Origin of the sequence: Schaalia vaccimaxillae DSM 15804, from assembly GCF_000420425.1 — a bacterium.
In the GTDB taxonomy this organism is placed as follows: domain Bacteria; phylum Actinomycetota; class Actinomycetes; order Actinomycetales; family Actinomycetaceae; genus Pauljensenia; species Pauljensenia vaccimaxillae.
In genome coordinates this window covers 82204-95286 of sequence record NZ_ATUX01000010.1, presented here as the reverse complement: position 1 = coordinate 95286, position 13083 = coordinate 82204, and the positions used below count along the sequence as shown (strand labels likewise).

Sequence of the window (13083 nt, the reverse complement as noted above, 5' to 3'; positions counted from 1 at the left end):
GTCAGAAAAGCCCCATCAGTCTCCACGTCAGCGGAGCCACGAACGCCAGCAGGATCACGCCGATGACGCCGACAGCGACACCGACAACGGCCATTTCTTTCGTGGGCGTGGTGCCCGTGGAGTAGGCAATGGCGTTGGGGGGCGTCGAGATCGGCAGGATCATGCCGAGCGAGCAACCCAGCGCGAGGACGATCGCGATTTCGGCAGCGGAGGTCGACACCGTCGCAGCCAGGCCCATACCCATGGGGATCAAGAGGTTGGCCGAGGCTGAGTGGGAGATGACGTTCGACGTTCCCCAGCCGACGAGGGCGAGGACAAAGATCAGCAGCGCCGTAGGAATAGCTGCCCACTGGATTGAGCCGAGCATCCACTTATCGAGGCCGGTGGCGGCAACACCGGCACCCAGCGCGATACCTCCGGCCACCAGCCACAGGACAGGCCAGTCGAGGGCGCGCAGGTCATCGCCGTTCATCACTTTGGCCATCAGTAAGACCACGACGGGCAGGAAGCCCACAATGTTGGCGGAGACTCCGTGCAGGGCCTCCGTCATCCACAAGATCACGGTGACAATGGCGACGGCGTAGAAAATCTTCGCATTGCGTGAGGTCTGGAACTTCGCGGAAGTGTCGACGTCGAACTTGGAGTCGGTGGGAACATAGCGCCACGCGATAAATAGCCACGACGCTGCCAAAACAACCAGCATGAGGGGGACGGCGGCAGCCATCCAGTCCATGAATGTCACCTTGATACCGGCGGTTTCAAGGGCACCCAAAGCGATGGCGTTAGGCGGGGTTCCAACGGGTGTTCCGATGCCACCGACGTTGGCAGCAACGGGAATGGATAGGGCAATACCAGTGCGGGCTTTGCCTTCGGGCAGAGCCATAATGACGGGCATCATGACGGCGAACATGGTGGCGGTGGTGGCCGTGTTCGACATGAACATCGACAAGACCGCGGTGATCAGCATGACGCCCAGAACGGTGAGCCGAGGCTTGCCCAGGAATGGGCGCAGCAGGACTGCCGATAGGGCTCGGTCGACCTTGTATTTGGCTGCCCCGTCAGCCAACATGAAGCCACCGAGGAACAGGATGATCACCGGATTGGCCAGCGCCCCAAAGAAGGTGGTGTACGCGGGTGCTTCTTCGGCCAGCGGCAAAAGTGCTTTGTCTGAGACGAAGAGGACTTCCAAGAAAATCACGAGGACGGCAGTTGCAGCCAGCGGGAAGGCCTCGGTGACCCACAGGCAGATGGCCATGAGGAAGATGCCGAACATGCGGGTGCCCATGACCCCCAGGCCTGGCAGTTCGATAAAGAGGCACACAATGACGGCAAGAATGCCGAGTGTTCCTCCGACCAGTTTGACCGGGCTGATCTTATTGCCGTGATTCTTCTGGCGAGTGGTCATGTTGGTGGCGGACCTGGAGTCCACCGTCAGCGTGCCGTGTGATGCTTTAGTCATTGGAAGCAAGACCTCGTCGTTGGGGTTGTCTAAATTGTTGACAGCTTCATCAGTCTATGTGATGGCGCACACGTCATGTGGGAGGATGAGCCCACAATTCATGGGTTTATCCACGCGCGCGACGCCATCGAATGAGTCGAGATCCGTGATCGTGAACCCACAGTGGGCACTCGTCGAGTGACCTGGCCTCACATCGGCGACACTTAAGTTATGGAAGAACGCCGAGGCCCGCTGCGCCCAACCGAAATCGCCACCTGCGGCGCCATGGTTGGCCTGGCTGTCACCCTGGGAATCCTGGCTGCAGTCATGCCCGTCTTCAACATCATCTTCCAAGCCGCTTCCGCAGTACCCCTCGCAATGGTGGCAACGCGGCTACGCCCTCGCACAACAGCCGCAGCATTCTTCACAACCGTGCTGATGTCCCTCGCAATCGGAGGGATTAATACTGCTTGGGTGGTCGCCCAATCAGCCCTGGTGGGCGTGGTCGTGGGGGCGCTTCGACGCAAAGGCATCGGATGGTTCGGAGCTGTCGTCACCGGCCTCGTCCTCGGACTTATTGGTGGCCTCGCCGCAGTTGGCTTGCTGTGGCTGCTTGCCGACCTGCGTGATCTGTTCCTGGACTCAGCCAAAACGACCTTTGACGGCTACCTCAAACTCGTTGGACGCTGGGATGTCCTCGCACCTAGTGCGCAAGTTTTGCGTGAATTTCTGTACTGGCTGCTCAACGTTTGGTGGGTGTGGCTGCCCATTGTCACGCTGGTGTTGTTGGCTGCATTGGTGTGGCTTGCGCACTGGCTGCTGGGCGCCGTCTTATCACGCATCGACTTGTCCAGTGGTTGGGATCCGCTCATGGCGTCGGGCGCGGTCCCTTCCGGTATTGACAAGGACGAGGGCGCCGACGCGGGCACCGAACCACCACGTGTCCTGCCCGTGAGTTTCAAGGACGTGTCCTTTAAGTATCCAACAGCCTCCGCACCCGCATTAGTCGGAATCAACCTTGCCTTTGAGGTGGGCGGTTTCACCGTGATCGAGGGCCCCAACGGGTCGGGTAAATCAACTCTGGCGCTCCTCTTAGCCGGCGCTCAGCCGTCGGCGGGCACCGTCACTCGTCCCGGCGGTGTTGGCGGCGCAGCCGCCCACCTGGGCGAAATCGGCGGAACGGCGCTCGTGTCCCAACGGTCCGAGCTTCAAATGCTGGGAGAAACCGTTGCCGAGGACGTGTTGTGGGGGCTAGCCCCAAATGAACGCGATGATGTTGATCTTGCTGAACTTCTGACATTGGTTGGACTCGATGGCAAGGAAGAGGTACTGACTCGTCACCTGTCCGGCGGGCAGTTGCAACGGTTGGCGCTTGCTGGCGCCCTTGTGCGCAAGCCGGTGCTCCTCATTTCTGATGAATCCACGGCAATGATTGACCAGTCGGGCCGCGAGGAGCTTCTGGAGATCCTCACTTCCTTGCCTGCTCGAGGCACCACCGTCATCCACGTCACCCATGACCCCGTGGAAGCCGCGAGCGCCGATCGACGTATTCGCTTGGAAGCCGGCAACGTGGTGTTTGACTCCGCAGCGCTCGAGGCGTTGCCGCCAGATCTTCCATCCGCGCCTTCGCCTGACTGTGTTGGCGATGTAGCCAAATCCGAGCATGGCGTTGATGATCCACTCAGCGCGTCACCCGCCGTCGTTAGCGATACGCCTGACACCGCAACCAACCCCATTGAAGCTCCACCCAGCGCGCCGACCGGCCTCGTTAGCGATACGCCCAACTCCTCGCCCGCCCTCGTCAACAATGAGTCCAACTCCGAGCCCGCCCTCGCCGTACACCAAGAGCGAGCTCGGTGGCCCAAAGCGCCAGAAGCCCTGTGGGCCGACCGGATCGCCCACTCCTACGACGTCGGCACTCCCTGGCAAAAGGACGTTCTCCATGACGTTTCACTGATCCTCAACCCAGGTGACGCCACGCTCATCACCGGAGACAACGGCTCCGGTAAGACAACACTGTCGCGGATTCTCACCGGTCTCGTCGCTCCCACGTGGGGTAAGTGCACGCTGGGCGCACAGCCCATGACTGCGCGGATCGGGGGTGTTGCACTATCCATGCAATTCGCGCGCCTGCAGCTTCAGCGGCCCAATGTTCGCACCGACATTCTGTCCGCTGCAGGCATCGGACCCAGCGTGGGGACGGGGTCAAAAGGAGGGAAAACCTCGGTAGGTACCAGCCGCCAGGAGGCAGACGAACTTGTCGAAAGCGCGATGCGCAGGGTGGGGCTTGATCCGGATTTAGCCAGGCGCAACATCGACGAACTTTCAGGCGGGCAAATGCGACGCGTCGCTTTGGCAGGGCTGCTCGCATCCAACCCGCAAGTGTTGATCCTGGACGAACCAATGGCCGGCCTGGATCAAGAATCACGAGAAATACTCGTATCCATACTTGAAAAACGCAGGAAAGCGGGCCTGTCTGTACTGGTGATTTCGCATGACACTGCGGACCTGGAGTCCCTGTGCGAGCGGCATCTACACCTAGCGGATGGGGTACTGGCATGAGCGTACCTACAGTGAAAAACGTACGGAAGGGGCGGCCTCGCAAAGGTTCAAGCATGGGGGTGCCGCGACTGCTGCCCTGGGTAACAATGCTGGGTCGGACCTGGGCGGGAACGCTCATTGTGTGCTGGACGGCGCTCACTTCGGCGCTGCTCATCAAGCCCACCTGGGTAACGGTTGGCGCGGTTGCAGCGGTGTTGGCGGTTGGGTCATTGATCGCGCGCGTGCCCGTGTCTGCGGTTCCTCGCGCCCCTGTGTGGCTGTTGAGCGGATTGGTCGGCGGGATGATTGGGGCTTGGTTGGGTGATGGCCTTGTGATCTTCCTGCGGGCGGTGTCGGTCACCATCCTGGTGCTGTGGGGTTCGGCGTTGCTGCTGTGGACTGTGCCAACGCGGCGGTTGGCGGCGGCAATTCGTAGCCTGCTGGCGCCTCTGAAATGGGTCGGTGTGCCCGTAGATGAGTGGGCACAAATCATGGGATTGGCTTTAAGGAGCCTGCCAGTTCTACGCGATCAGACCACCGCTGTGATGGATACGGCCAAGTTGCGGGTGGGAGCAGACTTGGCTCGGTTGAGTTTGCCTGAATTCACACGCATGAGCGTGGATGTGGTCACTGCAACACTGTCGGTGGCTTCTCGTGGTGCGGCCGACACTGGGCGAGCAATGTCCATGCGCGGAGGGTCTGCTCCCATTGAACGCGAGCGGGTTGCCCTGGGTTGGCGGGATTTCGCGGTGTTTGGGGCGTCCGGAGCGGCGATCGCCGCAGTCGTGATCTTCGCGTAGGTGGTGTGCGGCGGCGGGGTTCTGATTTCGCGGATCGAATCTCGGTTTGACGTAGCGAGCGAATTACTCGTAGTCTTTGCAAGCACGCGCGAGTGGCGGAATAGGCAGACGCGCACGGTTCAGGTCCGTGTTCCAGTGATGGAGTGGGGGTTCAACTCCCCCCTCGCGCACCAGTACTTTCCCGCAGTATTCTGCGGAAAAGCCGAGGTGCTAAAAGTGCCAAGACTACAGCGGAGACTACATTTCGCCTGTGCAAGAGGTGTTCTTTAGAATCCTTTTACTTACGCAAGAGTCGAGATCTGTTCGAATCTCGACTCTTTGTTTTGCCGCTGAGGTTTGCGTTCGCCGCCGCGTGGCGCACACATTTCCGGGGCTTCCAGGCTAAGCACGCTTCCAGACCTTCGATGCCACCCCCTTCTAGATCGCGCATAATTCCCGGTCTTCCAAGGCGGAAACACTGGTGACACGAATCCCACATAAGTAGGTAGGCGTGGGTTAACCGTGCGCATGGAGCTGTAACCGTGTGCAACCTACGCAATACACGTACTTACAACCCGAAAAACCCTGTGCAACCCTGCACAACAAGCCGTAACCGTGCGGAATATTTGTGACCCACACACTTAACCCATAACACGCACATTTAGTGCAGGTTTAGCCGCCGACAATCTCCCACTATCGCCTTTGGCTTTGGTGCTGTACGGTTGAGAACGTAGTTAAACAGTTTCACGCAGTGCTTGCTTTGCCGGGTTGTTGCTAGAGGTTGAGTGACTATGCCGGTTCTAATCTGAATCGGTTTCACCGCCCCCCCGGGGCTCACAGAATGGAAAACACCGATGACTACTGGTGTCGTGAAATGGTTCAACGACGAAAAGGGCTACGGCTTCATCACACCTGACGACGGCTCCGCCGACGTCTTCGCCCACTTCTCCAACATCGTACAGGACAACGGCCGCCGCACCCTCTTCGAAGAGGAAAAGGTCGAGTTCGAGGTCACCCAGGGCCCCAAGGGCCTGCAGGCAGAGAACATCCAGCGCCTCGGCTGATCTGACGATCAGCTTTCCGGCACAGCCGGAGCTTTATGCACTCGCCCCCGCACCAACAGGTGCGGGGGCGTCGCTGTTAGCCCTCACGGAAAATTTGGGCGCCGTCTGTCTTTGCCAGCCATGTCGAAACACCCGCAGAATTAGACACAGTCGCGCCATTCTCCTAGATGGAATCTTGCTGAAAGCGTTGAATTTCCAACGATCTATTCGATGCTTCAAAACACCAAAAGGTACGACTGTGTCTATTTTTGCGGGTAGACGGGTGGCGCCGCGCGAAACCCTGGCTTTCAACAGGCCCCAAACCGCGCCCAAGCCCCCGCACACATCCCCGCATCCCCAGATCCGCAGATCCGCAGATCCGCAGATCCGCTAATCAAATCCCACACATCAAAGCCTCAATAAGCAATTGACGCTTAGGACCAGAGTCCTACTTCCTGTGTATTGCCCCACAAGGATTGGATTGTTAACAATCATGGGTCTAGCATTGAAACCACTGAAGGAAAACGGCGAAATCGCCGGGAAAATTCAGTGACTGACACGCTGCTGTGCGGGAGTGCGTCAGTGCTTTCGCATCGTGGCAAAGCATTGAACACTCGAAGAAGGAAAAAATTCCGTGTCGTACATCGTGAAGTCCGATTCCACTCCTACCGCAGCTTGGCAGCCTGCCGTTGACACCGCGGCCGTCCTGTCCCTCGTCGTTATGCTGTCCATCCTGGGCATCTTCGCCTCCATCTCGGTTGGCTCCACCGCATCCGCCGTGGTTGCAGCAGTCGTTGGCCTTTCCGCCCTCGTCTTCGCACCCGCCGTTTACACCATGATCGGCCGCTCCGACTCCTGATGAGGTAATTCCGGGGCGTGCAAAGAAGCACGCCCCCGTTTGAACCCGAGCGTGACGCACCCGGCGTCACGCTCTTCTTGTTGAAAAATCCACTATCTGACCGATCGCCATCAACGATCCACAACACGACGACACTCGATATTGACCCGCCAAGCCCCCCACGAAGACGAGCAGCAAATGAGCACCGCACCACAACCAGCCCCGCCAACAAGCGTCGACCACCGCTCACTAGCCCTCGGCATCGCGACCTATGTCATCTGGGGCTTCTTCCCCCTCTACTTCCATGAACTCAACCCCGCTCGCCCCCTCGAAGTCATCGCTCACCGCGCTTTCTGGGGCCTGTGTTTTTGCCTAATTGGGCTAGTCGTCCTCAAGCGCTGGAACCGGCTGGTCGACGCAATCACTTCCCCCAAGATTCGCTGGCGCCTGACTTTGGCTGGATTCTTGGTCGTCATCAACTGGACCACTTACGTTTTCGCCATTCAAACTGGCCATACTGTCGACGCAGCCATCGGATACTTCATCAATCCGCTGGTGACAGTTGCGCTGTCTATGATCGTTCGGCGCGAACGCACCTCCACCTTGCAGAAGATTGCGCTCGGTTTTGGAGCCGTCGCGGTTGCAATCCTCATCCTTGGACAAGGTCGCCTGCCGTGGGTGTCACTGACACTAGCGTTGAGCTTCGGCTTCTATTCGCTGGTCAAGAAGGACGTCGCCGCGACTGTGGATCCGCTTGCCGGGATGGCGGTGGAGACGGCTGCCGTTGCGCCGGTTCTGTTGGCTTATTTGGCTTATCTTGCTGTTCGAGGGCAGACATCGTTCAACACCATCGCCGCGGCTCATGCCGCCGGCCAACCAACGATTCAGTGGCCGCTTCACCTATTCCTTTTGATCGGGGCTGGGCTGCTGACGGTCATTCCACTGGTTATGTTCGCCACCGCCGCTCGAGGGCTACCGCTGGCCACCCTGGGTTTCATCCAATATTTGTCGCCAGTTCTGCAAATGGCGGTGGGCATCATTGCTTTCCACGAGGTCGTTGAACCCACCCGTTGGATTGCAACTGGGGTGGTGTGGATTGCTCTGGTATTCCTGAGCGTGGACATCGTGTTGGCGTCGCGGCGGCGCAAAAAGTTACTGCGCCGGTCCTAGGTGGGCGAGGGTGGGTTGGGCGACCAGCCAAAGATCTTACGAGGCAACGCGTCCTCTGAGTTAAGCCGACTGCCTGGCCAGCCAATGTACGAGGGCGACGCAGCTTGCGAACCTTAGGCATCGCCTCGTCGAGAAACGAGCGGGACGAAGAGACGCCCGATTACTCAGCCGGAGCGCTTCCTCCGTCGGGCTCAGGCCGACCGGTGAAGTTGACGAAGCGCGCCATATCTCCTTGGAAGAGGGCGGTGATGGTGTCGGTGGCGCCATTCCTGTGTTTGGCAACAATGATGTCGGCCTCGCCGGGGCGGTCTTCTTTGTTGTAGTAGTCGGGGCGGTGCAACAGCATAATGATGTCGGCGTCCTGCTCGAGCGAACCGGATTCGCGCAGGTCAGACATCATCGGCTTGCGGTCGTTACGCGATTCGGAGTTTCGGTTGAGCTGTGCAACGGCAATGACCGGTACTTCTAGGTCTTTGGCCAGGAGTTTGAGGTTTCGCGACATTGCGGAGACTTCTTGCTGGCGCGATTCAACCTGTTGGCCAGTGGTCATGAGCTGCAGGTAGTCAATGACGACTAGGCCAAGGTTTTCCTGCTGTTTGAGGCGGCGGCACTTGGAGCGAATTTCGGAGATCGTGATGTTGGCGGAGTCGTCGACGTACAGGGGTGCATCGGCGATGCGCGAGGTGGTTTCAGCAACTTTTCGCCAGTCGATATCTGACATTTTTCCCGCTTGCATCTTGGATAAGCGCACTCCTGATTCGGCGGAGAGCATGCGCATGGTGATTTCCTGATGGCTCATTTCCAGGGAGAAAATCAGCGAGGTGATTTTGTGTTTAATCGATGCTGATCGGCAGATGTCGAGGGCGAGCGTGGATTTTCCCATGGCTGGGCGGGCTGCGACGATGATCATTTGTCCGCCGCGTAGTCCCTGGGTGAGGTTGTCGAGGTCGGTGAAGCCTGTGGGTACGCCGGTGAGTTTGCCCTGGTTGTTTTCGATGTCCTCGAGTTGGAGGAGGATCTCTTCGGACATGGCGCTCATGGAGTGATAGTCAGTTCCGCTTCGGCCTTGCGCGACAGCAAAGACTTCAGCTTGAGCTTGGTCGACGATTTCTTCGATTTCGCCTCCGGCTTCGGAGTATCCAAGTTGGACGACTCGGGTTCCGGCGGTGACCAGGCGCCTCATGACTGCGGCGTCGTGAACGATTTTTGCGTAGTAGCCGGCGTTGGCTGCGGTGGGAACGGATGAGATGAGGCTGTGTAGGTAGGCGGCTCCGCCGATCTTGGTGAGCAGGCCTTTGGTTTTGAGGTCTCCTGCCACAGTGATGGCGTCGGCGGGGATTCCGGATCCGTGAAGGTCGATGATGGCGTCGAAGATGATTTCGTGGTTGGGCATGTAGAAGTCTGTGCCGCGCAGGATTTCGAGGACGACGTCAATGGCGTCGGTGGTGAGCATCATCGATCCGAGGACGGACATTTCCGCGTCGATGTCTTGTGGCGGGATTCTGTCGAAGTCCTCGGCTGCCATCGTCTCTCCTGTGTGTTTTGGGCGTCCCTCGCGGGGGTTTTGGGCGTCCCTCGCGGGGGATACTGCGCACCCTATGCGCTGTGCTCACGCGAGGGTAGCGCCTTCTATCCTCATCTCGCTCACCCTCAATGTGTACTCGAAGGGGAAAAAGTGTGGACAGAATGTGGATGAAGCCGGTCTTTTTACACAGTAATTGTGGATAGACCTTGGGATGGTCCAATAGGTCACTCCCTGATCCACAACCCGCGAGTGGCTGGATTCTGCCAGAAAAATCTGCAGACTTGTCCACAGTTGTGTACACAGACTGTGGATGAAATCTGGGAAGGAAATCCGTGGACGAGCACAAACCCAACAGCTCCGACCCTCAACCAACTATTGAGGCTTCAACCAACCCCGATACCAACTCCAACAGCAAGGAACACCCCACCCCTAACACCACCGTCGCTCATGCTGACACAGCACCCGTCCCCACCGATAAAAGCGCACTACGCAAACAGATTCTTGCCCTCGCTATACCCGCCCTCGGCGCTCTCATTGCCGAACCGCTTTTCACCTTCATCGACTCGGCAATGGTCGGTCACCTCGGCACCGCACAACTCGCAGGACTAGGGCTTGCATCCACAGTCCTGAACACCATCGTTGGAATCTTCATCTTCCTGGCCTACTCAACCACCGCGCTAGCGGGACAAGCCCTCGGGGCAGGCCGACCCGACCGAGCGATCGGTTCCGGCATCGAAGCCATGTGGCTGGCCGCAGGCCTTGGCATCCTCTCCGCCATAGCACTCACCCTGTGGACAGAGCCAATCCTGACCTTCGTGGGCGCCACCGCCAAAACCATGCCGCACGCGTCCGCCTACCTGAAGTGGAGTGCACCCGGCCTCGTCCCCATGTTCGTCGTGTACGCGGCCACCGGAACCCTGCGCGGCCTGCAAGACACCAAGAACCCGCTTATAGCCGCGAGCGCCGGAGCAGCCTTCAACGTTGTCGCCAACTGGATCCTCATGTACCCGCTGAGCATGGGAGTGGGAGGATCGGGCGCTGGCACCACCCTGACACAAACCCTCATGGCGGTCGGCCTGGGCTGGGTGGTCGTGCGGGCAGCTCGCACGCACAAGGTGCGCTTGGCCCCTTCCCTTGGCGGCTTGGGACAAGCAGCGCTAGAGGGCGTGCCCCTGCTGGTTCGCACTATTGCCTTACGTTTGGCCCTCATGGGGACACTCACCGTGGCCGCAGCGGTATCAGTGACAGCCCTGGCCACCCACCAGGTGGTGTGGACGGTGTGGAGCTTCGCCGCCTATTTGTTGGACGCTTTGGCCATCGCAGCGCAAGCCATGTTCGGGTATGCGGTGGGCGCCGGCGATGTGGCGCGTATGCGTCAACTCTTAGCCACTTTGACTCGCTGGGGAGCGGTTGCCGGCGCCGGCATTGGCGCGGTGCTCGTCATGATGTCCCCCTGGTTGCCCAGGTTCTTTGGATCGGATGCGGCCATGCACGACATGGGCACAATACTGCTGATGTTGGCTGCCGTATTCATGCCGGTGGCCGGAATCGTCTATCTGCTTGATGGTGTGCTCATTGGAGCGGGACGCGGCAGATTCTTGGCGGTGTCCGGCGTCATCAACTTGGCGGTATATGCCCCGGTGTTGTGGGGGTTACGAACCTGGGTCGACAGCTCGGCTTCTCATTCGAATCAGTTGGCACCAATGGCGTTGCTGTGGTTGGCCTTTGCTGGCCTCTACATGGGGTTACGGGCCGCAGCTAATGCGTGGGCAACATGGCGAGGACGAAATCCGGTGATCCCTCGAGTCTAGGTCCGCCGTGAGCGGCGGAGGTGGCGAACCCCTCTGCACAGGGGGGTGGCGGCGCGGCCTCCAGCAGACTATTGTTGATAGTCGGACTGTTGTCGGCACCCGTCGCCAACTTTCCGGCGCGATCATTTCGGTGATCGCACACGCATAACCCTCCTGTCACGGACCGTCCGTGACCGCAAAGACCATAGGAGGTGGGAACCACATGCGTAACTACGAGCTGATGGTGATCCTCGATCCTTCGATCGACGAGCGTACCGTCACCCCGATGATGGAAAAGTACCTTGAGCCGGTGACCGCTGATGGCGGCTCCGTCGAAAAGATTGACGTCTGGGGCAAGCGTCGCCTTGCTTACGAGATCCTCAAGAACTCTGAGGGCATCTACGTCGTCATCAATATGACCACGACCTCGCCGGTCGCACTGGAGATCAACCGCCGCATGAACCTGGACGAGTCCATCATGCGTACCAAGCTCCTGCGCCCCGACGTCCACTGATTCCTTCTTCGAATCACACCCTTCCCACTTCTGACACCGAGGAGCCGACATGGCCGGAGAAACCGTTATCACTGTCATCGGCAATCTGACCGCTGACCCTGAGCTGCGCTGGACACCGTCCGGCGCCGCGGTCGCCGACTTCACGGTGGCCTCTACGCCACGCACTTTCGACCGAGCTTCGGGCGAGTGGCGCGATGGTGACACCCTGTTCATGCGTTGCTCCGTTTGGCGCGATATGGCAGAAAATGTTGCCGAATCGCTGCGCAAAGGCATGCGAGTCATCGTTCAGGGTCGCCTGACTCAGCGTTCCTACGACACTAACCAAGGTGAGCGTCGCACGGTCGTTGAAATGCAGGTTGACGAGGTCGGGCCCTCCTTGCGCCGCGCTAAGGCACAAGTGACCCGCGTTCAGAGTCAAGGTGGACAGGGCGGCTACCAGCAGGGCGGCAACCGCGGTGGGGATGGACCCCAGGGCGGTTACCAGTCCCAGGGTGGCTACGGTTCGAATCAGGCCAATTACGGCGCACCAGCGGGAGGATCTGTCGAAGACCCGTGGCGCACCCCCGAACCGGGCGGCGCGTCCTCGTTCAACGACGAACCCCCGTTCTGATCGTCAGTCATCGACGACACCAACTTCATCATTTGGGGCGCACATCCGCCCAGATCACTAGGAGACCATCATGGCGAAGCCTCAACTTCGCAATAAGCCCATCAAGAAGAAGGCCAACCCGCTCAAGTCGGCCAAGATCGAGAACATCGATTACAAGGACACCGCTCTGCTGCGTAAGTTCATCTCGGACCGCGGCAAGATCCGCGCACGCCGCGTGACCGGTGTGTCCACCCAGGAGCAGCGCAAGATCGCGCGCGCCGTTAAGAACGCCCGCGAGATGGCTCTGCTGCCTTACTCGTCGACCGGCCGCTGATCGGGAAGGATACAGAGAATATGGCTACCACCAAGCTCATCCTGACCCAGGATGTTGCCAACCTCGGCAATGCCGGAGAGGTCATCGAGGTCAAGTCCGGCTACGCCCGCAACTACCTGGTTCCCCGCGGTTTCGCGACCAAGTGGACCAAGGGCGCTCAGAAGCAGATCGACCAGATGGCCGCTGCTCGTCGCCGCCACGAGATCGCTTCCGTGGACGACGCTCGCGTCGTGCGCGACGACCTTCAGGCAGCTTCTTTCGTCACCGTGTCCGCCAAGGCCGGTGCGAATGACCGCCTCTTCGGTTCGATTTCGCCCGCGCAGATCGCCGAGGCCGTTCAGGCCGAACTCGGTCAGAAGATCGACCGTCGCCGCATCATGATCGCTTCGCCGATCAAGACCGTTGGTGACTTCACCGTCGTCGTCAACCTCCACAACGAGGTGTCCGCGAACCTCAAGGTTCGCGTTGTCGCCACTAAGTGAGGTGACCGCCAGCCCTCCTGAGTAGGAGAAAGCTGGAAGG

At 59.5% G+C, this 13083-nt stretch carries 12 protein-coding genes and 1 tRNA gene; 11 read left to right on the top strand and 2 right to left on the bottom strand.

Going from position 1 to position 13083, the window contains the following annotated elements; translation table 11 throughout:
* Position 1: 1 nt before the first annotated feature.
* Positions 2 to 1405: an SLC13 family permease gene (locus G439_RS0109225; protein WP_040434975.1), complete on the bottom strand. Its 1404-nt coding sequence runs from the start codon at positions 1403 to 1405 to the stop codon at positions 2 to 4.
* A gap of 264 nt (positions 1406 to 1669) precedes the next feature.
* Between G439_RS0109225 and G439_RS0109220 the strand changes: the two genes are divergently transcribed.
* The 6 genes from G439_RS0109220 to rarD all read left to right on the top strand — a co-directional run bounded on the left by G439_RS0109220 (position 1670) and on the right by rarD (position 7809).
* Entirely contained in the window at positions 1670 to 4000 is a 2331-nt protein-coding gene (locus tag G439_RS0109220) for an ABC transporter ATP-binding protein (protein WP_022868896.1), read from the top strand.
* 53 nt (positions 4001 to 4053) lie between these two features.
* The gene (locus G439_RS0109215; protein ID WP_207382281.1) at positions 4054 to 4779 is read left to right on the top strand and encodes an energy-coupling factor transporter transmembrane component T; all 726 of its coding nucleotides are present in this window, start codon (positions 4054 to 4056) and stop codon (positions 4777 to 4779) included.
* Between the two features lie 86 nt (positions 4780 to 4865).
* Positions 4866 to 4952: transfer RNA gene (locus G439_RS0109210), tRNA-Leu, on the top strand.
* A gap of 660 nt (positions 4953 to 5612) precedes the next feature.
* Positions 5613 to 5822 (top strand): cold-shock protein, encoded by a 210-nt coding sequence (locus tag G439_RS0109205; RefSeq protein WP_022868894.1) that lies wholly within the window; start codon positions 5613 to 5615, stop codon positions 5820 to 5822.
* Positions 5823 to 6435: 613 nt separating this feature from the next.
* On the top strand, positions 6436 to 6660 hold the full coding sequence (locus tag G439_RS0109200) for a hypothetical protein (RefSeq protein ID WP_022868893.1): 225 nt from the start codon (positions 6436 to 6438) through the stop codon (positions 6658 to 6660).
* Between the two features lie 177 nt (positions 6661 to 6837).
* Positions 6838 to 7809, top strand: coding sequence for an EamA family transporter RarD (gene rarD / locus G439_RS0109195; protein ID WP_022868892.1), 972 nt, complete (start codon positions 6838 to 6840; stop codon positions 7807 to 7809).
* 160 nt (positions 7810 to 7969) lie between these two features.
* Here the strand turns inward: rarD and dnaB are convergent, their stop codons facing one another.
* Positions 7970 to 9334, bottom strand: coding sequence for a replicative DNA helicase (gene dnaB / locus G439_RS0109190; RefSeq protein WP_022868891.1), 1365 nt, complete (start codon positions 9332 to 9334; stop codon positions 7970 to 7972).
* A gap of 332 nt (positions 9335 to 9666) precedes the next feature.
* Between dnaB and G439_RS0109185 the strand changes: the two genes are divergently transcribed.
* From G439_RS0109185 to rplI, 5 genes are all read left to right on the top strand, one after another.
* The gene (locus G439_RS0109185; RefSeq protein WP_022868890.1) at positions 9667 to 11145 is read left to right on the top strand and encodes an MATE family efflux transporter; all 1479 of its coding nucleotides are present in this window, start codon (positions 9667 to 9669) and stop codon (positions 11143 to 11145) included.
* Positions 11146 to 11347: 202 nt separating this feature from the next.
* Positions 11348 to 11638: a 30S ribosomal protein S6 gene (rpsF, locus tag G439_RS0109180; protein WP_022868889.1), complete on the top strand. Its 291-nt coding sequence runs from the start codon at positions 11348 to 11350 to the stop codon at positions 11636 to 11638.
* A gap of 49 nt (positions 11639 to 11687) precedes the next feature.
* Complete coding sequence (locus G439_RS0109175) at positions 11688 to 12248, top strand: single-stranded DNA-binding protein (RefSeq protein WP_022868888.1); 561 nt, start codon at positions 11688 to 11690, stop codon at positions 12246 to 12248.
* Positions 12249 to 12318: 70 nt separating this feature from the next.
* A complete protein-coding gene (gene rpsR / locus G439_RS0109170; RefSeq protein ID WP_022868887.1) occupies positions 12319 to 12561 on the top strand; it encodes a 30S ribosomal protein S18 in 243 nt (80 codons plus the stop codon).
* Between the two features lie 20 nt (positions 12562 to 12581).
* Entirely contained in the window at positions 12582 to 13043 is a 462-nt protein-coding gene (gene rplI / locus G439_RS0109165) for a 50S ribosomal protein L9 (RefSeq protein WP_022868886.1), read from the top strand.
* Positions 13044 to 13083 lie beyond the last annotated feature (40 nt).